We start from the raw sequence: 20,726 nt of genomic DNA on the forward strand, positions 1-20,726 counted from the left end.
ATGACCCGTACGGGATTCGAACCCGTGTTACCGCCGTGAAAGGGCGGTGTCTTAACCACTTGACCAACGGGCCATTTTGGATTGTTGGTGGCGGTGGAGGGGATCGAACCCCCGACCTCACGGGTATGAACCGTACGCTCTAGCCAGCTGAGCTACACCGCCGTGTGACAACAGTTTATATCATAACGGAGGAGATGACGATTGTCAATACATATAGGCGGAAAATGCAGAGGGGAAATATATCCTCTTATTCCATACAGAAACAAAAAAGCATCCATAGCGACGGATGCTTGTTTCCGAATTTGTCATCCTTCAAACAATCTTTCAGCAGCAAGTTACCCTCGTCTCGCTCCACGACCTCCCCGCTTCGACTCCGTATGACGGCGCAGCGATGCCAATCGGTCTTCACTCTCTTTTAAGAATCGGCTGATTTTTTGTTCTAAGCTGTCCGCCGCGGAGCGGTCGTTTGTCCGATGGCGCGGCCGCTGCGAAGAAGGCGTGTCTTTTGCTTTGCGAATGGACAGGCCGATTTTTCCATCTTGACCGACGTTGATGACTTTGACATACACCATATCGCCGACTTTCAGATGATCGTTGATGTCTTTGACATAGTTATCGGCTACCTCGCTAATGTGAACGAGTCCTGTGACCCCCTCCGGCAGCTCCACAAACGCCCCAAATTTCGTAATGCCCGTGACCTTGCCTTGTAACTTGCTGCCTACTTCAATCGACATAAAAAAAGTGCTCCTCCTTAAAACGCTTTAAAGATGGTGTTTTTTTTATTATAGCGAATGAAAAAAATGCGTGTCAATATGACGAATGCCCATAGAAAACGGGCATTCGCAGGCAAAATTATTTTTCCGGCAAGACGAAAATAATTTCTCCATCTTTCGATAAGTAATATTTTTTCCGCGCCAGCTCGGCGATATAGTCATCATCATGCAACTTTTTCATTTCCTCTTTCAGTTGCTTTTCCTTCCGTTCAAGCTCCGCAAGCTGCTCTTTCAGCTTTTGCTGTTCCGCCGTTTTTGCATCGATCGCCTTCGCTTGCGAGTGCAAGGTGTAGACAAGAGCGGAGGCGAATATCGCAAACAACAACGACCAGACAACCAAACGGACAGCGACAACCCGCCGTCTTCTCGCCGCCTTCTGCTTTTTCTCCTCATGCTCCGCTATGTACGTCGACGACAGCTTCGTCACATTCGTTCTCCGGGGCACGTTCATCGCGTTTACACCTCTTTTACTCGCGCCATTTCGCAAACCACATGCTTATTTTCTCTTTTGTATTCTTGATTTGTCCAGCAAATCCTTTTAAACGTCGAAAAAATTTTTCCACCCCGGCTCGTCTTTGCGGCGGCACCCGCCGCCAAATCATGATGCCCGTCCAACGCAGCGGAGCAAGCAAAAGGCGGATCATCTTCCAAACAGCCAGCAGCACAAACCGAACGATCCACAACAAAAGCCGCCAAGCGAACAATAGAAGTGCCAGCGCCATTTGCCCAAGGAGGATGAGCGGGCGCATGACCATGAGGCGGAACAGCTGAACGAGCGTCTGTCCGAGTCTTACCGCCAGCCCAATGAACCACTCGAGCACCCGAACATAAAAGGAGCGGAGCAAGCTTTGATAAGCGGCATATCCGCATAAAAGCGCGAGAAACAAATAAAAGCGAAGCTCGCCTTCATTGACGAAAAGAAGCACATAAAACACGATGAGCGCCTGCACCGCCCAAAACAGCACGTCATTCACAAAGACGAGCCAGTGCGCCCGCTCATGCCGTTTCAACATCCGGCTGTACGTATCCCACGCCAGGCCAAGCCAGCCGCCCATGCCAATCATCGCCAGCATGGTGTACAGCTGTATGCTGACATTCATTTGAACAACTTGCTAAAGAATCCTTTAGCCTTCTCCTGATGGTCATCTAAATAAACGAGGTCGAAAATGCGCCCTTTAATCGAAACAACGCCTTTGTCGACATCTAAGTTTTTCATCTGCAAGTTTTGCCCGCGGATGGCCAAAAAGCCCATGACCGTCTCAAGCAAAAACTCCTCGTTGTCAAAGCTCTCGACTTGTTTCACCCCGGTGATGTCAAGAAGGCGCCGGCCGCGCATGATCACATCATGTTCCTGGACCGGACCTTTGTTCGTGCTTCCGCCAAATTCATCGTGTCGACTCATGTTCATCCCCCGCATTTCCATTTAGTATAGAAAGCCGGCAAGGCCAACCGCCTTTTCTCATCCGTTGTTTGTACCATATGTATGTCAGCGGGGGATGGTTTAGAACAAGCCTGCAGGACAAATTAGACGTCGTCTTGTTCCGGCGCCGGGGTGGTCCGTTCTTCGCGGATCAATTCGTACAGCCCGGTTGCCTCCTCTTTTTTCGTTGTTTCTTTTAGATCCGTCACTTTTACCGTTACCCGCTTTTGCCCAAATTGAATCGTCAATTCATCGCCGACTTTCACATCGGAGCTCGCTTTGGCGACATGGCCGTTGATCCACACTCTCCCTTGATCGGCGATTTCCTTCGCCAACGTGCGGCGTTTGATGAGGCGGGACACTTTTAAAAATTTATCAAGGCGCATTGCATGATCCCCCTTACCGTTCGTTTTCTTTGGCTTCTTCCCAAAAACGATCGAGTTCGGCAAGCGAAAACGAGGTGATCGACCGGCCGCTTTTTCGCACTTGTTCCTCGATATAAGCGAAACGGCGGGCAAATTTGTCGTTGGCCATTTGCAACGCTTCTTCCGGTTGAATCCCGTAATAACGGGCAAGGTTGATGAGCGCGAACAATAGATCGCCAAACTCGCCGACAAGCCGATCGCGACGGCCGCCGGACGTTTCGGCTCGAAACTCGGCCATTTCTTCTTCGACTTTTTGCCATATCGGCGCGGCATCATCCCAGTCAAACCCGACTTTCGCCGCTCGTTTCTGCAGCTCGTACGCCCGCATCGTCCCCGGCAGACTTTTCGGAATGTCGGCAAGAATCGATTCCGAAAGCCCGCCTCCTTTTTCTTTCTCCTTGATCTTCTCCCAGTTGGCAACGACTTGTTCGGCCGTCTCGGCCGTGACATCGCCAAACACATGCGGGTGGCGTCGGATCATTTTCGCCGTCAGCGTGCGGATGACGTCGTCGATCGAAAACAACCCTCGGTCGGCGCCGATTTGCGCATGGAGCATTACTTGCAGCAATACGTCGCCGAGCTCCTCGACCATATGATCATCGTCACCCTCGTCAATCGCCTCGAGCAGCTCATACGCCTCCTCAAGCAAATAGCGCTTCAGCGACGCATGCGTCTGCTTCCGATCCCATGGACAGCCGTTCGGCCCTCTCAGCGTGGCGATGACGCGGCGCAGCGTCTCAAACCGGTGGTAAAGCAACGGCTCGTCCTTCACCGGCGGCACGTAGACGCTTGTCAAGTTGTCAAGCCCCGTCTCGCGGTCCAACTCATAAAGCGGCACGCGCTTTACTTGCTCGTCCTTCGTGCCTGCCGCGGTGACAATGTAGATCGGGTAATCGTCGGGAAGCTGCTCCATCAAAGAAAGCTTCACGTTCGAGGCCACAAACGAATCGTACACTTGACAAAAAACAGCATGCAGTGAGGGCGACCATTCTTCTCCTCGAAAAGTCGTCGCATCAAGCAACTGAAACCCTTCAATTGGATCGATGCGCACCGCCGTAAACAGCGCATCCAAAAAGCTTTGACCACCTTCGATCACGATTCGGCAGACGCCGCGCCGCTCAGCTTCGAAAAGAAGCTGCACCGTCCGCTCGGCAACAAGCGGATGGCCGGGAACAGCGTAAAACACATCGCCGCGCTTCGCCTGTTCCGTCAATCGATCGACGATGTCAGCGTACACATCCGCAAACTGCTCGTGTTTTTCATACACTTCATCAAATGACGTAAACGCAATCCCTTCCTCCGTAAGCCATTTGACCACCGGGTGTTCTTTCGTCCGCAAAAAGAGCGGATGCGCCCGCTTTAGCTTTCGGTACACACCGATCGGCAGCTGTTTTACATCTCCGGCGCCGAGGCCGAACACATAAATCGTATTCATCGCCGATCACCTGCCTCCTAATCGTAGACGGAATTTATTAGCCAATGGGAAAGCTGCCAACTCCTGTTCAGAAAAAACATGTCCTTTCACAATACACGCAAGGTAAACGACAGCACCGATGGCAACGCCGCCAAGCGCCTCGGCAGCCGCCCATAGCCGCCCCTCGCTCGAGCTGTCCATCAGCCACCTATACCCATGCAAGACGACGGCCATCATAGCGGCCGCTTTCACGGTTGGGTACATGTATTTCCGGCCCGCCGTCCGATATTCACGCGGCAAAAAGGCGCATAAAAAGCCTGCCATGAGCGCATAAGCACCCGTCGTCGCCGCGGCGGCGCCAAGCGCTCCAAACCGCGGAGCAAGCCAATGCATAAGCGCGGCCTTCCCCGCCACTGCCAACGCCACGCCGGCAGCGGCCGTCCATTCCCTCCCCATTCCTTGCAATAATGCAGAGGCGGTCAACGCGATCGTAGTAAAAAAGACAGAGGAGGACAAGACGGCGAGAACCGACGAACCGTAGTCATTCTCGAACAACATCGCATTGATCGGTCGAATGAGGCAAATGAGCCCTAACGAAGCACCAAGCCCAATGACAACGGCAAGCCGGATGGACAGCGCTCCATAGGCGAAAACGGCACCTTGGCGGCGCGCTCCGGAAAGAAGTGGAACAAGCGCCAATGAAAACGACGTGCCGACGACCGTGCCGAGCTGAATGAGCGGCTGACCGCGGTCGTACACTCCTTTTAGCCGCTGCACCTCATCGAGCCTTGCCCCCGCTTCCTGTAGAAGCGGAACGAATAAAAATGAATCGACGAGTGGAATCAGCGTCAACGCCATATTCGTCAAGCAAATGACCGTCCCCGCCGTCAATAAACGCCGGCCCACCTGTCGATCCCAAGCTGGCGGCGTGCGGCCCGACGTTTTTAGCCGCCGACGCCGGGACAGGAAGAAAAGCAAAATGAAAAGCGCCGCCGCCATGCCTACTAGCGTCCCTGCGACCGCTGCCATGCCGCAAGCATAGACGTCGGCGCCGCGCTGCACCGCTCCATACGACAGCCCTAAAATCGCCGTCACCCGGACGAATTGCTCGCCAACTTGGGACGCCGCTGTCGGCGTCATATCATGCCGCCCTTGGAAATAGCCACGCAACAATGCGATGGGCGGAAACAGCAAAAACGAAAATGAAAGCAAGCGCACGAGCGGCGTAAGCCGTCCATCGCCCATCGCCGAGGCAATCACCCCCGCCCCTAGATACAGCGAAGCAAACAGGATGACGCCAAGGACGCTTAACACCAACAAGGCGACGCGCACACTAGCGGCAGCGCCCGCTTCATCCTGTCCCGCCAACCGCTCGGCGACAAGCTTCGAGACGGCAACCGGGTAGCCGGTCAGCGAGAGTGCGACGACGATGCCATAAATCGGGTACACTTGTTGGTAAATATAAAAACCAATGTCCCCGACCATATTTTGATACGGAACACGGTACAAAGCGCTTAATAGTTTCGCGGCCAAAGCGGCGGCCGTTAAGATCGCCGCCCCTTTCCATACGTTTCCCATCCAGTTTCTCCCCTCGCATAGACAACCCACTCAACCTAGACGCCGGAGGGCGATAGAAGCCGCCAAGCGCCATTATGGCTACGCTCGATATTATAGCGCAACTTCCGCCTGTTGGACAAAGGTGATGGTCAACTCGCACGGCTTCATGCGCTGTTCCGCAAGCCAAGCGGACGAAAAAGCAGGATGTGGAAGCGATTCCGGGATTCAAGGCATCTCGCCCCCATTTGCCGGGCGGAAAAAAAGGCAGCCTGTGAAGCTGCCTTGTTGTTTCGCCTATTGTTCCATTTGTCGAGCCAAAAAGCTGGCGGCTGTTTCTACTGCTTTATGCTCCACTTCACCAAGCGTTTTCTCGCGCGATAAAATGATGACTGCTCCGATCGGATCGCCGTTGGCGACAATCGGGCCGATCGTATACGACTTCAACGTTTCCGTCATCCCGTCAACGAGCTCGACTTCCCCTTCCTCCGTATGGAGGATGGAATTGCGGTCTTCCATGGCTTTTTCCACCAACGGGCTGACGCTTTTGTTCATATACTCTTTTTTCGAAACGCCGGCGACAGCGATGTATACATCGCGGTCGCAAATGAGCACAGGCTGGCCGAGGCTGTCAAACAGCGCTTCGGCGTACTCTTTGGCAAAGTCGCCTAATTCACTGATCGGCGAATATTTTTTCAAAATGACTTCTCCATCGCGGTCAACAAATATTTCGAGCGGATCTCCTTCGCGAATGCGCAACGTTCTGCGAATTTCCTTCGGAATGACAACTCTCCCTAAATCATCAATGCGACGAACAATACCGGTTGCTTTCATGCCTTGTATACCCTCACTTTCATCTAGGATTTGAAGGATACTCCGATGAACCCTTTCAATGGGGAATTCACCATTGTTGTCATTAGTATCCTTCACAATCCACGTTCTATACGTGATGAAAGTGATTTTGGCCATTTTAGATAAAATTGCCCATCCTTCATTATCGCCACATGCAGGAAACGATAAACATCATAAAACTTTTTCTTGATTATGCCGTCACCGACTTCTCATTTTCCACCCCAGACAGCCGCCGCAGCGTCTCCTCTAAAATCATCAGCCACTCGTGCGGCTTCATTTCCTTGATATAGAGCACAATTTTCAGCTTCGCTCCGTCCATGCCAAACCCGAATAAGCGGCCATGCCGGCGTCCGATGTCAGATAGACGCTGGATTTCCACCGTTTTCGATGCCTGTTCAGTAAACAAGATGTCAATTTGCTGCTTATGTTGCTTCATCGATTCGACGCCAAGCTGCTTGGCCAACACCTTCAACTCAGCAATTTGGAACAAATACGCAACTTCATCTGGATAATCGCCGAAGCGGTCGACCATTTCCTCACGCAGCGCCTCAACGTCTTCGAGCGTCTCCACTGCCTTAAATCGCTTGTACATCTCGATCTTTTGCAACTCGTCTGCAATGTATGTGCTCGGAATATAGGCGTCGACTTCGACATCGATGACGACATCCGGCCGCTCGTCTTCTCGCTTGATGCCGCGCCGTTTCTCGATCGCTTCTTTCAACATTTGCGAATACAAATCGAATCCGACCGAGTCGATAAAGCCGTGCTGTTCGGCGCCGAGAATGTTGCCCGCGCCGCGGATCGACAAATCGCGCATGGCAATTTTAAAACCAGAGCCGAGCTCGGTAAACTCTTTAATGGCTTGCAGCCGCTTTTCTGCCGCTTCATTGAGCACTTTATCTTTCCGATAGGTGAAATACGCATAAGCGACGCGGTTGGAGCGGCCGACGCGCCCGCGCAGCTGATACAGCTGCGACAATCCCATCCGGTCGGCGTCATAGACGATAAGCGTGTTGACATTCGGAATATCGATGCCCGTTTCAATGATCGTCGTCGTCACCAGCACATCGTATTGCCCTTCCAAAAACGCCAAAATCGTCGATTCGAGCTCCGTTTCCGACATGCGGCCATGCACGTAAGTGACGCGCGCTTCCGGGACAAGCTGTGCGATTTCTTCCGCTTTCAAGTCGATATCTTCAATATGGTTGTAAAGGAAAAACACCTGCCCGTCGCGGGCGAGCTCACGTTCAATCGCCTCTTTGACGAGTTCGGGCGTATATTCCATGACATACGTTTGCACCGGGAATCGGTTTTCAGGCGGCGTCTCGATGATCGACAAATCGCGCACGCCGATCATCGACATATGCAACGTACGCGGAATCGGCGTCGCCGTTAAGGTGAGCACGTCGATGTTCGCCTTCAGCTGCTTAATTTTTTCTTTATGCGCCACGCCAAACCGCTGCTCCTCGTCGATAATGAGCAAGCCTAAATCTTTAAACTTCACGTCTTTCGACAGCAGCCGATGCGTTCCAATGACCATATCGATCGTCCCATCTTTTAGCCCTTTGATGATCTCGGCTTGTTGCTTTTTCGTCCGGAAGCGGTTCAACAGTCCGACGTTGATTGGGAACCCTTGAAACCGTTCGCGCACCGTTTCGTAATGCTGTTGGGCTAGGATCGTCGTCGGCACAAGAAAGGCCACTTGTTTGCCGTCCATAATGGCTTTAAACGCCGCCCGCAACGCCACTTCCGTCTTCCCGTAGCCGACGTCGCCGCAAAGGAGGCGGTCCATCGGTTTGTCGCTCTCCATATCACGCTTAATTTCCTCAATCGACCGAAGCTGATCTTCCGTCTCTTGATACGGAAACGCCGCTTCAAATTCGCGCTGCATCTCGGTGTCCGGCGAAAACGCATATCCTTTGCTTGCCTCACGCTCGGCGTACAGCTTGATTAAATCTTCAGCAATATCCTGGACGGATGATTCCACTTTCTTTTTGACCTTTTTCCATTCCGAACCGCCTAGTTTGTAAATTTTTGGTTCTTTTCCTTCCGAGCCGACGTATTTTTGCACTTGATCCATTTGGTCGACCGGAACATACAGCGTATCGCCGCCTTGGTACTGGATATGAATATAGTCTTTATGCACCCCGTTGATTTCTAACGTCTCGATGCCTAAATATTTCCCGATGCCATGGTTGACATGGACGACGTAGTCGCCGACTTGCAATTCGGCGTAGCTTTTGATCCGCTCGGCGTTGGACAGCTTTTGCCGGCGCACCGGGCGTTTGACCCGTTTTTTGAACAACTCTTCTTCTGTGATGACGGCAATTTTTTGCAACGGCAATTCAAACCCGGTATTTAAATCTCCTTCAAGGAGCTGGCATTTGCCATGCAGCAAAGCCGCATCGCGCGCGAGCGGCAGCGCGTCAATCTCATAATCTTGAAGCAATGATTGCAGCTTTTTCACCCGCTCTGCATTCGGCGCCAAAAAGACGACCGCATAGTTTGCCTTTTTCCACCGCTCGACTTCGGATTGAAGAAGCGCCATTTGCCCATGGAAGTTTTGCATTTGTTTGCACGTAATATTGACGACGTTTTGTGGGTGGGCATACGGAACATGGCGCAAAAACAACGATAAGTATACCCGCTGGAATCGATGTTTTTGCAATAATTCAGAAAACGAATGCGAAAGCGGCACGCCATGAATCATTTTCCCACTGTCAAGCAAACTCGTATACCATTCCGCCTCTTCGCGGTCCAACCGTTCCGCCGCCTCTTGCAGCCGGCTCATTTCATCCATGAGCAGCACGCCGTCTTCTGGCAGGTAATCTAGCAAACTCGCAACCTTTTCATAAAAAAGGGACATATATTTATATTGTTGCTCGATTTCCTGCCCCTCGCGCAATTGCTCAAGCTCAGCGTGAATATGTTCATACATCCGCTGTTTGGCGGCCTCATCTTTCATCGTCTCCAAACTCGACGCAAGTCCCGCTTCAATCCGCTCGATTCCTCGGCGCCGCGTCTCACCATCGAGAATGATTTCATCGGCCGGCCCGATCATGATGCGCTCGATTTGCCCTTGCGAACGTTGGTCGTCAGGGGTGAACGTCCGAATCGATTCGATTTCCGTATCAAACAGCTCGATGCGGTACGGAAGCTCAGCGGTCAATGGATAAATGTCGATGATGCCGCCGCGGACGCTGAACTCTCCGGGGGCGGAAACGGTGCCGACCCGTTTGTACCCCATTTGCACAAACTTCTGTTTACAACGTTCTACATCGAACTCTTGTCCAACGGAGAAGGTGAACAAATACTGCTTCCAAAGCGACGGCGGCGGCAACAAACGCCGCAAGCCGGCGACCGGGCAGACGACGACTCCTTTTCCGCCTTGCGCCCAATGGTTCATAATCTCTAGGCGCTGTGCCTTCAGCTCCGGGCTGGCGACCGCCATCTCAGCGGCGATCACTTCGTTCACTGAATAAAGGAACACGTCTTCCGGCCCGAGCAACGAAACGAGATCGTCATACATTTTTTGCGCCTGAAACAAATTGTGAGAGACGACTAACAGCGGCCGGCCTGTCTCCTTGTAAAGCGTGGAAATAAAAACAGACCGGGCCGATCCGGACAGCCCGGCGACAAGCTGTTCCTTCAAACGGACATGGAGCCCCTCGATGATCGTACGGACATCTTGGTTTTCAGCTAAATAGCGATGCAACGAAAGCACCCCTATTCTCCCTCCTCTCAACGCCAGTTTCTTTCCGTTTCATTGGCCTGGCGCAAACACAAAAACGCTTTGGTCGCCCAAAGCCGCCCTTAATGGATGAATTTTTCGTATTGATGCCATTCTGGGTTTCGCGCCAGCGCCTCTTGACAGTCTTCGCAAATCGTTTTCACATGAATGTCACCGTTCGGTTCATACGAAATCATCTCGAGCCGTTCCTCTTCCGTTAAGTGGTGGAATCCCAGTTTCTCGCTGTATATCGGCATTTGCTCAATCGTTCCGACTTTTGCACCGCAATGGCGGCAATAGTAATGTAGCGCCATTCAAGCCAACCTCCTCACTGGGCACCGGGCTGTTCCGCCCACAAGGCAGGCGAAGCCGACGCTTCGGCCGCCTCCCGTACTCACATTGTGCACCAATTCAGAGGAAAATATTCACTCGTTAAAATCATTCATCACTTGAATAAATGGCGCCTTCACCGCCTGTTCACACGCATCGGCAGCCCGCAGCACCGCTTTGTCCACCGCCGGTTTCTCCTCTTCCGTAAAGCGGCTGAGCACGTAATCCGCAACCGGTTGCCCGTTCGTTGGCCGACCGATGCCAATGCGAATGCGCTTAAACTGCTCGGTGCCAAGGTGGTGAATGAGCGATTTGACGCCATTATGGCCGCCGGAGCTTCCTTTCAGACGAAGGCGGATTTTTCCCGGCGGGAGATCGAGGTCATCGTAAATGACGATGACATCATCGATGGCAATGTCGTAGTAATCCATAAGTGGGCGAACACATTCCCCTGATAAATTCATATATGTCAACGGTTTGCATAATGCCACTTTTTCGCCAGAAACGGACGCCGTTCCGAACAAGCCGCGAAATTTAGCGGTTTTTAACGATACATTCCAGCGCTTCGCCAGTTCGTCGATGACGAAAAAGCCGACATTGTGCCTTGTTTGCTCATACTCCTTGCCCGGATTGCCGAGCCCGACAAACAGCTTCAATCCTCGCGCTCCTCTCTTTGCATGATACTACAAAAGACGTAACCGAAACGGTTACGTCTGTCACTCTTCTGGCGTCGTTTCTCTTCCTTCCGCAGCGTCAGGCTGCCCTGCCTCTTGCTGTTCGCCGCTATCGATTTCTTCCTCTTGTTGCGGCGGCAAGATCGTGGCGATCACTTCGGAAGGTTCATGATTGATTTCAAATTTGCCATCCGTTTGCACGTCGCCAACGGTGACGGTATCACCGACTTGCAGTCCAGAAATGTCCACTTCGATCACTGACGGAATGTTCGCCGGCAGGACGCGGATGGACAGCTCATGCAAGTTTTGCTGCAACACGCCGCCCTCCTTCACGCCAGGCGCCTCACCCACTAAGCGAACTTCAACGTCAATATCGACTTCTGTCGATAAATCAACCGCTTGAAAATCGGCGTGAAGCAACTCGCCACGCAACGGATCGCGCTGCATCTCGCGCAACAACACCGAGTAGTCCTCGCCGCCGACTTTCAGCGTCAGCAAGCTTGTACGTCCGCCTTCACGAAGCACTTTCTCCAGCTCAGCGGCGCTGACGAAAATCATTTTGTTTTCGACTTTTTTGCCGTACAAAATCGCTGGAATGCCACCTTGTGAACGAATACGCCGCAATGTCGAACGTTTTTTGTCTGTGCGTTCTTTCGCTTCCAACACAATCGCCATGTTTCTCCACCTTCCTGAATTAGAATCTATTGACTACTTTATCCTAAAACAAGAAGGGCTAAACATGTTTTCTTGCGTTAGTCGAACAGGACGCTGACAGACTTCATTTCATACACGCGCGTAATCGCTTCAGCAATAAGCGGAGCCACCGACAGCTCTACAATTTTATCAATTTTCTTCTCTTCTGGCAAGGCAATTGAATTGGTGACGACCAGTTTCTTAATTTTGGAACTTTGAATGCGCTCGATCGCTGGACCGGACAGCACCGGATGGGTGCAGCACGCGTACACTTCCTTCGCTCCGCTTTCCGCCAGAGCGTTGGCCGCGAGCGTAATCGTGCCGGCGGTATCGATAATATCGTCAATCAAAATGGCCGTTTTCCCCGCCACTTGCCCGACAATGTTCATCACTTCCGCCACGTTCGGCTTCGGCCGGCGCTTATCGATAATGGCAATCGGCGCTTTCAAGCGGTCGGCGAGCTTGCGCGCCCTTGTGACACCGCCATGGTCCGGGGAGACGACGACAATATCTTCCAACTGTTTACTTTTGAAATAATCCGCCAAAATGGGCACACCCATCAAATGATCGATTGGAATATCGAAAAATCCTTGAATTTGCGGGGCATGCAAATCAAGCGTGATGACGCGCGACGCTCCGGCCGTCTCGAGCAAGTTGGCGACCAGCTTCGCCGTAATCGGCTCGCGCGAACGCGCTTTCCGGTCTTGGCGGGCATAGCCGTAATACGGCATCACGATATTGATCGTGCGGGCCGAGGCACGCTTTAACGCGTCGATCATAATGAGCAGCTCCATCAAATGCTCATTGACCGGCACGCTCGTCGATTGGATGACGAACACATCGTCGCCGCGGATGCTTTCTTCAATGTTGATTTGAATTTCCCCGTCGCTGAAACGGGAAACGGAACATTTGCCGAGCTCGATTCCCAGGACTTCTGCAATTTCCTTCGCCAACTTCATGTTCGAGTTCAGAGCGAACAATTTTAATTGATGCTGACAGTCAGACATGGTAGACCTCCGCTAAGATTTTTTCTTGCCTGGCAGGCGATCGACATAATTTTCTTTATTGACTTGCCGGGCGCGGGCAATGGCGAGCGCGCGACCGGGGACGTCATTCGTGATCGTCGATCCGGCGGCGACGTAAGCGCCTTGTCCAACCGTAACCGGTGCAATCAAATTGACATTGCAACCGATAAACGCCCCGTCTTCGATTTTGGTCATATGCTTATTCACGCCGTCGTAGTTGACCGTAATCGACCCGCAGCCGAGATTGACATCGGCGCCGACTTCAGCATCGCCGATATAACTCAAGTGCGACGCCTTGCTTCCTTTGCCGAACGTCGATTTTTTCACCTCGACGAAATTGCCGATCCGCACCTCATCGTCGATTTTTGACAGCGGTCGAATATGGGCGAACGGGCCGATCGTCACATCCGAACCAATCTCGCTGTCATGGGCGACCGAATGGCGAATCGATGTGCGATGGCCGATATAGCAATTTTTAATTTCCGAATTTGGTCCAATGACACAGTCTTCACCGATCACCGTCTCGCCTTCAATCACCGTGCCGGGATAAATGACCGTGTCGCGCCCGATCACCGCCTCGGCGGAAATATAGGTGGAAGCCGGATCGATGATCGTGACCCCGTTTTTCATATGATAACGGCAAATGCGACCGCGCATGATCCGCTCCGCTTCGGCGAGGGCGATGCGGTCGTTTACGCCGATCGTTTCCTCAAACGACGGCGCCTGATAGGCGGATACAACGCCGCCGTCCGCTTTGATAATTTCAATCACATCCGTTAAATAATATTCACCTTGAGCGTTGTGGTTGGTCACTTTTGTAAGCGCTTGAAACAATGTCTGGTTGTCAAAGCAATAGATTCCCGTGTTAATCTCGCGGATGTTCCGCTCTTGCTCGCTCGCATCCTTATGTTCGACAATTTTCTCGACATGGCCAGCCTGGTTGCGGACAATGCGGCCATATCCGGACGGATCATCAGCGATGGCCGTCAATACGGTCGCCTTCGCCTTGGCGGCCATATGATGCTCGACGAGCGTCTCCATCGTCTCAGCGGTGATGAGCGGCGTATCCCCACAGACGACAATCGTCACTCCTTCAAGGCCGCGCAAATGCGGAGCCGCCTGCATTACCGCATGCGCCGTCCCGAGTTGCTCCTCCTGCAGGGCATATTCACACTGGGAGCCGAGCTGTTCTTTCACTTGTTCCGCCCCAAATCCCACTACCGCAATCGTTTTTTCCACCCCAAGCTTCGACACTTGGTCGATGACGTGCTGAACCATTGGCTTGCCGCAAACGGGATGAAGAACTTTATACCACTTTGATTTCATCCGCGTTCCTTGTCCGGCCGCCAAAATGACCGCATATCGCTTCATGTGAAAGGCCTCCAATTACCCTTTTATCCATAATTGAATATATATGAATCAGTGGCACTTTTCAAGGAAACAATGCGGTTGCCAAAAAATAGAGAGCTTGGTGAATTTCACCCAAGCTCCCTTTCATATGTTTACGAAGCGCCAGCTTCTTCAAGTTCTTCTTCCAACTTCCCGAGGCGGTGATATTCAGCGAGGATCGCCTCCTGGATTTTCCCGCGCGTGGCGGAATTGATCGGATGAGCGATATCACGGAACTCCCCATCTGGTGTGCGCTTGCTCGGCATCGCGACGAACAGCCCATTGTTTCCGTCGATGACGCGGATGTCATGGACGACGAACTCGTTGTCCAACGTAATGGAGGCGATCGCTTTCATCCGTCCTTCGGTATTGACGCGGCGTAATCTTACGTCTGTCACTTCCATTTTGCTCACCACCTTTTTCCCTATATGAGACTCGATGTAATTAATTCCACGTGCTCGAGTCATTTCCTTCTTTTTTTCGAAAAATTTTTTATAAATTTTTATGTAGGGAAAAAGTGGGTCTGATCATTACGGAACGAGGGCAACGACTTCAATTTCGACAAGGACGTCTTTCGGCAGCCGGGCTACTTCCACGCACGAGCGCGCCGGCTTATGGTTCGGGAAGTATTGGCTGTACACTTCGTTCATGGCCGCAAAATCATCCATACTTTTCAGAAATACGGTCGTTTTCACCACCGTATCGAGCGAAGCGCCGGCCGCTTCCAATACGGCTTTCAAGTTTTGAAACACTTGATGCGTCTGCGCCTGAATGTCGCCTTTCACCAATTCCCCTTCTGGAGTGAGCGGGATTTGCCCCGAGCTGTAAAACATGTTGTTGACGATGATCCCTTGCGAATATGGGCCGATCGCTTGCGGCGCCTTCGTTGTCTCTACCTTTCTCATTAGCCAGTCTCCTTTCTTGATTTTTATGTCAAGCAGCAAGCTGCTATAAAAACGCTTTGTAATTGCCTTCTTTGACAGCGATCCGCTTTTCTTTCACATCTACCTCGGACAGTTTGACGAGCGAAATGTATTCGTCGACCAACCGTTCTTTCGCCTCCTCTGACTCGACGAGCACGCCGATGCCGGAGACATTGCCGTTAAACTCCTGCAGCAAGCTGATCATGCCGTTGATTGTGCCCCCCGCCTTCATAAAGTCGTCAACGATGAGCACATTGGCTCCTTCCGCTAAACTGCGCTTCGATAGGACCATCGTTTGGATGCGCTTGGACGAACCGGATACGTAATTGATGCTCACCATCGGTCCTTCTGTCACTTTATTGTCATGGCGAACGATGACAACGGGCACATACAAAAAGTTGGCGATGGCATACGCGAACGGAATCCCATTGGTGGCGATCGTCATGACGACATCCACCGGACGGTCGGCAAACATCGACGCATAAAGGCGGCCGATTTTGTTCATAATACGGGGATCGCCAAGAATGTCGGTCATATACAAATATCCGCCGGGAAGAAGCCGATCCGGACGCGACAGTTGTTCACACAAATACGCAACCACTTCTTCCGCTTCCTCAGCAGCCATTTTTGGAATGTATTGCACGCCGCCGGCAGCGCCGGGCAGCGTCCGAACGGTTCCGATTCCTTGCTGCTCGAACGTCTGCTTAATGATGGCCAAATCTTCGCTGATCGACGATTTGGCCGATTCGTACCGCTCCGCAAAAAATGTCAGCGGAATGAGCTGATGTGGCCGTTCAAGAAGATAATGCGTCATATCAACTAAACGGCCGCTTCGCCTTAGCTTCATAGCCGACCTCCTGAAACCGAATATTATAAATATATTTTAACAAAAATGTACGTGTTTAATCAAGAGAATGCCGTTCTCCTAACATTCTCACCGCAAACACTTGGTCGCAAAAGCCGCGCAGCCCATTGTATACCCGCTGCATTCTGGAATCGTGCTCGATCAGTCCAAACACGGTCGGCCCGCTGCCGCTCATCAGCACCGCATCAGCGCCAAACCGCTTCATTTGTTCTTTAATATGCGCGACTTCCGGATATTTTTTCAACGTCACTTCCTCAAGAACATTGCCGACCAACCGGCAGATCGCCGCATAATCTTGCCGCTCGATCGCTCTCACCATCGCATCGACGTCCGGATGGCTGACACGCTCAAGTTCCAAGTTTCGGTACACTTCCGCCGTCGATACACCGATCGGGGGCTTGGCCAGCACAACCCAGCACGGCGGCGGTGAAGCGATCGGAGTGATGATTTCCCCGCGCCCCGTCGCCAAGGCGGTTCCGCCGTAGACGCAAAAAGCGACATCCGAACCGATTTTCGCCCCGAGCTCTGCCAGTTCATCCATCGTTAATCCAAGTTGCCAAAGCTTGTTCAACCCGCGCAGCGTCGCCGCCGCATCGCTGCTTCCTCCCGCCAATCCGGCGGCCACCGGAATATGCTTCGTAATCGAAATGGCCACCCCTTGGCGGATCGAAAACGTCTCTTTAAGAAGCTTCGCCGCCTGATACGCCAAGTTGCGGCAATCATCCGGCACAAAGCGGTTTTGCGAAACGATGCGGATCGCATCTTCCTCCGGCAGCGCGACAAGCTCAATGCGATCGGCCAAATCGATCGTCGTCATCACCATTTTCACTTCATGGTAACCATCCGGGCGCTTATAAAGAACGTCGAGTGACAAATTGATTTTCGCCGGCGCTTTTATCGACAACCTCACTCATCCTCACCTACTTCCACGCGCAATCATGAATAAGCGGATCGGCATCCATCGGCTGCTTTCCGTCTCCGCCGTCTTTGCCCCGTCTCATCCGCCTTTCTTTCGTCAACCCATTTTATCATATTACCATGTTCTGGCGACGACGCCAAACAATATATGTATGCAAAAAAGGGCGCCCCGTTCGGGACACCCTCGCCGCAACACGCCCCGCTGCCGGCGCTATTCCGTTGTTCCGGCCAGCTGCCGCTCCGCCCGTTCAATCGCCAATCTGACCATGTTTCCTGCGTCTTTCGCGCGGATGGCGCCCCATCCCTCACGTTGCACGACATCGTAAAAGCCCAACTCTTTCGCCAGCTCTTCTTTCAAGCGTTGCGACATAACCCCGCGGCGTCGACCCAATGTCAGCAACCCCTTTCCATGTTCATTGGCGCTATGGCATGAAACGTTTGGCAACCCGCCGGCGCATCAACAAGCCGGCTTTGCATTTGTCAAGGCAAAAGGCGGCTGCGGCAGTTTTAGTATGAAATAAAGGGGGTGGTTTTATGAAAAAACAAAAAGCAGCAAACAAATCTGTCTACTGCCCCCCTGCTTGCTCATCATCCCAAAACGTCAACTTTACCGTCTCTGTCAATACGTCGGCGTAACTGAACGATACGCGTTCAAACGAATTCTCTTTTTGATCCAGCTCAATGACAAATACGGATGGATATGTTTCCGCCAAAATACCACAACGCTCAATCATTTTTCTGCGTCCGCCGTTGGCCCGCAGCGTCAACCGTTTCCCGATATTCGAATCCAGCGTTTTTTTAATATCGGATAAAGTCTTTGGCATTCATCATCCACCTCACTATTTGCAATTATAACAAAGATGGCGTCTAAAGTCAAAAAATAAAGATTATATCAGGGCATTTTTATTTCTGTCAATGTATATTTTTCTACAATATCCTTCTTTTTATGTGTGATGTGGAACTTTTTTGTAAAAAAATGCGACGGACGTATAGAAAAAACCGCCCATCAACTGCGGCGGTTTTCCTCTCGATCCTCAACAAGGCGAAACGGCATCCCGGTGCGGAGCACGCCTTTCGTTTCCACCCCACCAAGCCCCTTTTCCCCGGTTAACGTGTTGCGCAGCACATCCCATACGTCGACCGTTTCGGTGAACGGGGTGAAGCTGAGGCGCGACACAATGTAGACGGGGTCAAGAGCATGAATGTTCACCCGCGCCGGCGAACTGGCAAAATTTGCTCCAGCGCGGATGAGCGATTCAAAGTGCGACTGGCAGGCGCCGGCGAAAATGATCAGTTGATCCAAATGGGGCACTTTTTTGCGCGCCTCTTTCACCGTTTGCACAAAATGGCGCGAATGGCGGTACGCTTTTAACTCATGCACCTTTCCTTTCGACTTCGAATACGAATCATGCCCGGTGATGACTAAAATATCAGGGCGAAACTGCTCAATCCAGTAGCCGACTTTTTCCGGCATTTCGCTTTCCTCGCAGTAAATGCCGTGCACCGGCACGCCGATCCGTTCATACAAATCCATGCATTTGCGCAAATATAACGGGTCGCCATCCAAATGGAGGACGCGCCCCGGAATTTGAAAAAAATCTTTCTCCACCCGGTATCCGCCGGTCGCCCGATATTCGACTTTTTGCTTGATCGCCTGATAATCTTGGCGAAAAAGCCGATACGATTGTTCGATCAGCTCGATTTCCCGCTTTTTCCGTTCCTGCTGCTCCCGCTCATCGATGACGACTAAATCACTGCACGGAGCGTCCGCGACGAGGCGCACATCTTCACCATACAAAATCGCTTCCCACTCGCCGTTTTTCTCTTTCATATCAATGACTCGGAACAATAAATCACATTGGTAAGACTTGCGGGCGACAATATCGCCGATTTTAATGACGTCCATCACCGCTCACTCCATTGCATAATCGTTGTCATCCATACGATATGCACGTGCGGACAATAGGTGATAGACGCCTGTTTGAATGGCTTTGCTTGACGAAAAGACCGCTGCCCCCTAGAGGAGCGCTTTCTTTACGACTCCTTCACTTGCCGAAAAGCGGCGCCAACGCGTTGCTTAATGAAGCAAACTCAGCGATGTCAAGCGTCTCTCCGCGGCGGCGCGGGTCAATGCCCAAAGCAGCGAGCGCTCGTTCAATTTGCTCTTTGTTCTCTTTTCCTCCCGGCAAATTGTTTGTTAAGTTGTTGAACAGCGTTTTGCGGCGCTGGGCGAAGCTTGCCCGCACCACTTGGAAAAACACGCCCTCATCGTCGACAACAACAGGCGGACGCTGCCGCTTTACGAGCCGGATGACAGCAGAATCAACGTTCGGCTGCGGCATAAAGACGGTGCGCGGCACCGTCATGACGACTTCCGCTTCAGTATAATACTGCACAGCGATCGTCAGCGAGCCGTAATCTTTCGTCCCCGGCTTGGCGGCAAGACGGTCGGCGACTTCTTTTTGCAGCATGACGACCATGCCGCGGATCGGCAACCGCTCGGTTAGCAGCTTCATAATGATCGGTGTCGTCACATAATAAGGTAAGTTGGCGACGACCATCCGGTCGCTTACATCAGCCAATTCCTCGGCGATGACGGCATGCAAGTCGGCCTTTAATACATCTTGGTGAAAGATGCGCACATTGTCATAAGGAGACAGCGTGTCGGCCAAAATGGGCAACAGTCGGCCGTCGATTTCGAAAGCGACGACTTTTTTCGCCCGCCGCGCCAATTGTTCCGTCAACGCTCCGATGCCCGGTCCGATTTCAATCGCTCCTGTATCAGGGGAGATGTCGGCAACATCCACGATTTTCCGCAAAATGTTCGCATCGATCAAAAAGTTTTGCCCAAGGCTCTTTTTAAACGAAAAGCCATATCGATCCAAAATTTCTTTCGTCCGCCCCGGTGTTGCAATATCTTTATACATCGTCCGCCTCCTCCTGCATCACGCGCGCTAACGCGGCATAAAAAGCATCACGGGAAATGCGGAACACTTGCAGCCGCTTATGAAACTGCCGACCGTTCGCATAGCCGATTTTCAGCTCCTCCCCGAGACGCTGCCGCCGCTGGCGCGCCATCGCGCCGCCGATCAACCCAGCCTCGATCAGTTCAGCAAACGTAATTTCTTCCTTCCAATCCGACGCCTCTTCATACACGTTGGCGAGCGCCTGACGGATTTCGTCAGGGGACGCGTGCTCAACCCCGATGCCTTTGCCGTTTTTCGCTTTGGCCGCCTCGCGCGGCAAAAAGGCATGCTTGCACCCCGGCACCTGTTCGGCAATCGTGCGGCGAATTTTTTCGCCGGGAAAATCGGGATCGGTAAAAATGATTACGCCGCGGCGCTCTTTCGCCAGCTTGATCCGCTCAATGACATCCGCGCCCACCGCTGCTCCGTTTGTCTCGATTGTATCAGCATCGACGGCGCGCCGGATCGCCGCCGTATCATCTTTTCCTTCCACAACGATCACTTCTTTGATCTTCATCCTCCCATTGCAGAAACAACGGAATCGTCCCTTTTTCCTATTTCTGCAATGCCTCCTTTCCGGTAAAATCAAAAGTAAGGCGGATCATCGCCGAAAGCCGCTTTATTCCTTTTATTATTTTTTGAATTTCGCTGAAACTTTTTTTCCGTTTGCGCCGTCTAATTTAGCAGAAACGGCGCGCACTGTCGCGGCACAATGCCATTATAGCGAAAAAAAGCAGAGGGAAAAAACCCTCCGCTTCGTTCTCCTATCGCATCT

23 protein-coding genes and 2 tRNA genes are annotated in these 20,726 nt (G+C 52.2%); all 25 read right to left on the bottom strand.

The window, feature by feature from the left end; all coding sequences use genetic code 11:
* Position 1: 1 nt before the first annotated feature.
* Positions 2-73 (bottom strand) — tRNA-Glu (locus tag BRO54_RS09175).
* A gap of 12 nt (positions 74-85) precedes the next feature.
* A tRNA-Met gene (locus BRO54_RS09180) sits at positions 86-162 on the bottom strand.
* Positions 163-335: 173 nt separating this feature from the next.
* Complete coding sequence (locus BRO54_RS09185; RefSeq protein ID WP_011229571.1) at positions 336-734, bottom strand: S1 domain-containing RNA-binding protein; 399 nt, start codon at positions 732-734, stop codon at positions 336-338.
* Positions 735-852: 118 nt separating this feature from the next.
* A complete protein-coding gene (locus BRO54_RS09190; protein ID WP_014194581.1) occupies positions 853-1,224 on the bottom strand; it encodes an FtsB family cell division protein in 372 nt (123 codons plus the stop codon).
* A 16-nt stretch (positions 1,225-1,240) separates the two neighbouring features.
* A complete protein-coding gene (yabQ, locus tag BRO54_RS09195) occupies positions 1,241-1,873 on the bottom strand; it encodes a spore cortex biosynthesis protein YabQ (protein WP_012820453.1) in 633 nt (210 codons plus the stop codon).
* The gene (gene yabP, locus BRO54_RS09200; RefSeq protein ID WP_012820452.1) at positions 1,870-2,175 is read right to left on the bottom strand and encodes a sporulation protein YabP; all 306 of its coding nucleotides are present in this window, start codon (positions 2,173-2,175) and stop codon (positions 1,870-1,872) included. The genes yabQ and yabP overlap by 4 nt, the downstream gene beginning before the upstream one ends.
* A 122-nt stretch (positions 2,176-2,297) precedes the next feature.
* Entirely contained in the window at positions 2,298-2,579 is a 282-nt protein-coding gene (locus BRO54_RS09205) for an RNA-binding S4 domain-containing protein (RefSeq protein ID WP_012820451.1), read from the bottom strand.
* Between the two features lie 13 nt (positions 2,580-2,592).
* Positions 2,593-4,053 (bottom strand): bifunctional methyltransferase/pyrophosphohydrolase YabN, encoded by a 1,461-nt coding sequence (gene yabN / locus BRO54_RS09210; RefSeq protein WP_014194579.1) that lies wholly within the window; start codon positions 4,051-4,053, stop codon positions 2,593-2,595.
* Positions 4,054-4,059: 6 nt separating this feature from the next.
* Positions 4,060-5,610 carry a putative polysaccharide biosynthesis protein gene (locus BRO54_RS09215; protein ID WP_014194578.1) on the bottom strand — a complete coding sequence of 517 codons (1,551 nt, stop codon included), beginning with the start codon at positions 5,608-5,610 and terminating at the stop codon, positions 4,060-4,062.
* A 273-nt stretch (positions 5,611-5,883) separates the two neighbouring features.
* Positions 5,884-6,420, bottom strand: coding sequence for a stage V sporulation protein T (spoVT, locus tag BRO54_RS09220; RefSeq protein ID WP_011229564.1), 537 nt, complete (start codon positions 6,418-6,420; stop codon positions 5,884-5,886).
* Between the two features lie 208 nt (positions 6,421-6,628).
* Positions 6,629-10,162, bottom strand: coding sequence for a transcription-repair coupling factor (gene mfd / locus BRO54_RS09225; RefSeq protein WP_021322637.1), 3,534 nt, complete (start codon positions 10,160-10,162; stop codon positions 6,629-6,631).
* 89 nt (positions 10,163-10,251) lie between these two features.
* Positions 10,252-10,482 carry an anti-sigma-F factor Fin gene (locus tag BRO54_RS09230; RefSeq protein ID WP_011229562.1) on the bottom strand — a complete coding sequence of 77 codons (231 nt, stop codon included), beginning with the start codon at positions 10,480-10,482 and terminating at the stop codon, positions 10,252-10,254.
* Between the two features lie 111 nt (positions 10,483-10,593).
* The gene (pth, locus tag BRO54_RS09235; RefSeq protein WP_021322636.1) at positions 10,594-11,154 is read right to left on the bottom strand and encodes an aminoacyl-tRNA hydrolase; all 561 of its coding nucleotides are present in this window, start codon (positions 11,152-11,154) and stop codon (positions 10,594-10,596) included.
* A 60-nt stretch (positions 11,155-11,214) separates the two neighbouring features.
* Complete coding sequence (locus BRO54_RS09240; protein WP_074043758.1) at positions 11,215-11,847, bottom strand: 50S ribosomal protein L25/general stress protein Ctc; 633 nt, start codon at positions 11,845-11,847, stop codon at positions 11,215-11,217.
* Between the two features lie 77 nt (positions 11,848-11,924).
* Positions 11,925-12,872 (bottom strand): ribose-phosphate diphosphokinase, encoded by a 948-nt coding sequence (locus BRO54_RS09245; RefSeq protein ID WP_074043759.1) that lies wholly within the window; start codon positions 12,870-12,872, stop codon positions 11,925-11,927.
* Positions 12,873-12,884: 12 nt separating this feature from the next.
* Positions 12,885-14,261, bottom strand: a complete 1,377-nt coding sequence (gene glmU / locus BRO54_RS09250) for a bifunctional UDP-N-acetylglucosamine diphosphorylase/glucosamine-1-phosphate N-acetyltransferase GlmU (protein WP_021322634.1) — start codon at positions 14,259-14,261, stop codon at positions 12,885-12,887.
* A gap of 131 nt (positions 14,262-14,392) precedes the next feature.
* Positions 14,393-14,683, bottom strand: a complete 291-nt coding sequence (gene spoVG / locus BRO54_RS09255) for a septation regulator SpoVG (RefSeq protein ID WP_003247437.1) — start codon at positions 14,681-14,683, stop codon at positions 14,393-14,395.
* Between the two features lie 126 nt (positions 14,684-14,809).
* A complete protein-coding gene (locus tag BRO54_RS09260) occupies positions 14,810-15,184 on the bottom strand; it encodes a RidA family protein (RefSeq protein ID WP_074043760.1) in 375 nt (124 codons plus the stop codon).
* A gap of 43 nt (positions 15,185-15,227) precedes the next feature.
* Positions 15,228-16,049 carry a pur operon repressor gene (purR, locus tag BRO54_RS09265; RefSeq protein WP_014194574.1) on the bottom strand — a complete coding sequence of 274 codons (822 nt, stop codon included), beginning with the start codon at positions 16,047-16,049 and terminating at the stop codon, positions 15,228-15,230.
* A gap of 55 nt (positions 16,050-16,104) precedes the next feature.
* A complete protein-coding gene (gene ispE, locus BRO54_RS09270; protein ID WP_013143962.1) occupies positions 16,105-16,977 on the bottom strand; it encodes a 4-(cytidine 5'-diphospho)-2-C-methyl-D-erythritol kinase in 873 nt (290 codons plus the stop codon).
* Between the two features lie 219 nt (positions 16,978-17,196).
* The gene (locus tag BRO54_RS09280; protein WP_122983906.1) at positions 17,197-17,376 is read right to left on the bottom strand and encodes a small, acid-soluble spore protein, alpha/beta type; all 180 of its coding nucleotides are present in this window, start codon (positions 17,374-17,376) and stop codon (positions 17,197-17,199) included.
* 175 nt (positions 17,377-17,551) lie between these two features.
* Positions 17,552-17,809: a biofilm formation stimulator Veg gene (gene veg / locus BRO54_RS09285; RefSeq protein ID WP_011229553.1), complete on the bottom strand. Its 258-nt coding sequence runs from the start codon at positions 17,807-17,809 to the stop codon at positions 17,552-17,554.
* A 182-nt stretch (positions 17,810-17,991) separates the two neighbouring features.
* Entirely contained in the window at positions 17,992-18,891 is a 900-nt protein-coding gene (gene yabG, locus BRO54_RS09290; RefSeq protein WP_074043761.1) for a sporulation peptidase YabG, read from the bottom strand.
* 139 nt (positions 18,892-19,030) lie between these two features.
* Positions 19,031-19,912: a 16S rRNA (adenine(1518)-N(6)/adenine(1519)-N(6))-dimethyltransferase RsmA gene (gene rsmA / locus BRO54_RS09295; protein ID WP_074043762.1), complete on the bottom strand. Its 882-nt coding sequence runs from the start codon at positions 19,910-19,912 to the stop codon at positions 19,031-19,033.
* Positions 19,905-20,468 (bottom strand): ribonuclease M5, encoded by a 564-nt coding sequence (gene rnmV / locus BRO54_RS09300; protein ID WP_074043763.1) that lies wholly within the window; start codon positions 20,466-20,468, stop codon positions 19,905-19,907. Before rnmV ends, rsmA begins: the two co-directional genes overlap by 8 nt.
* Positions 20,469-20,726: the final 258 nt, after the last annotated feature.

Origin of the sequence: Geobacillus proteiniphilus, assembly GCF_001908025.1 — a bacterium.
In the GTDB taxonomy this organism is placed as follows: domain Bacteria; phylum Bacillota; class Bacilli; order Bacillales; family Anoxybacillaceae; genus Geobacillus; species Geobacillus proteiniphilus.

What these genes read in the sequence shown, in the direction of transcription:
- yabQ (WP_012820453.1), bottom strand. Translation starts at nt 1,873, where the DNA reads ATGAATGTCAGCATACAGCTGTACACCATGCTGGCGATGATTGGCATG.
- yabN (WP_014194579.1), bottom strand. Translation starts at nt 4,053, where the DNA reads ATGAATACGATTTATGTGTTCGGCCTCGGCGCCGGAGATGTAAAACAG.
- BRO54_RS09245 (WP_074043759.1), bottom strand. Translation starts at nt 12,872, where the DNA reads ATGTCTGACTGTCAGCATCAATTAAAATTGTTCGCTCTGAACTCGAAC.
- veg (WP_011229553.1), bottom strand. Translation starts at nt 17,809, where the DNA reads ATGCCAAAGACTTTATCCGATATTAAAAAAACGCTGGATTCGAATATC.
- rnmV (WP_074043763.1), bottom strand. Translation starts at nt 20,468, where the DNA reads ATGAAGATCAAAGAAGTGATCGTTGTGGAAGGAAAAGATGATACGGCG.
- purR (WP_014194574.1), bottom strand. Translation starts at nt 16,049, where the DNA reads ATGAAGCTAAGGCGAAGCGGCCGTTTAGTTGATATGACGCATTATCTT.
- BRO54_RS09205 (WP_012820451.1), bottom strand. Translation starts at nt 2,579, where the DNA reads ATGCGCCTTGATAAATTTTTAAAAGTGTCCCGCCTCATCAAACGCCGC.
- yabG (WP_074043761.1), bottom strand. Translation starts at nt 18,891, where the DNA reads ATGGACGTCATTAAAATCGGCGATATTGTCGCCCGCAAGTCTTACCAA.
- BRO54_RS09185 (WP_011229571.1), bottom strand. Translation starts at nt 734, where the DNA reads ATGTCGATTGAAGTAGGCAGCAAGTTACAAGGCAAGGTCACGGGCATT.
- yabP (WP_012820452.1), bottom strand. Translation starts at nt 2,175, where the DNA reads ATGAGTCGACACGATGAATTTGGCGGAAGCACGAACAAAGGTCCGGTC.
- BRO54_RS09230 (WP_011229562.1), bottom strand. Translation starts at nt 10,482, where the DNA reads ATGGCGCTACATTACTATTGCCGCCATTGCGGTGCAAAAGTCGGAACG.
- spoVT (WP_011229564.1), bottom strand. Translation starts at nt 6,420, where the DNA reads ATGAAAGCAACCGGTATTGTTCGTCGCATTGATGATTTAGGGAGAGTT.
- BRO54_RS09260 (WP_074043760.1), bottom strand. Translation starts at nt 15,184, where the DNA reads ATGAGAAAGGTAGAGACAACGAAGGCGCCGCAAGCGATCGGCCCATAT.
- rsmA (WP_074043762.1), bottom strand. Translation starts at nt 19,912, where the DNA reads ATGTATAAAGATATTGCAACACCGGGGCGGACGAAAGAAATTTTGGAT.
- BRO54_RS09215 (WP_014194578.1), bottom strand. Translation starts at nt 5,610, where the DNA reads ATGGGAAACGTATGGAAAGGGGCGGCGATCTTAACGGCCGCCGCTTTG.
- BRO54_RS09240 (WP_074043758.1), bottom strand. Translation starts at nt 11,847, where the DNA reads ATGGCGATTGTGTTGGAAGCGAAAGAACGCACAGACAAAAAACGTTCG.
- spoVG (WP_003247437.1), bottom strand. Translation starts at nt 14,683, where the DNA reads ATGGAAGTGACAGACGTAAGATTACGCCGCGTCAATACCGAAGGACGG.
- glmU (WP_021322634.1), bottom strand. Translation starts at nt 14,261, where the DNA reads ATGAAGCGATATGCGGTCATTTTGGCGGCCGGACAAGGAACGCGGATG.
- BRO54_RS09190 (WP_014194581.1), bottom strand. Translation starts at nt 1,224, where the DNA reads ATGAACGTGCCCCGGAGAACGAATGTGACGAAGCTGTCGTCGACGTAC.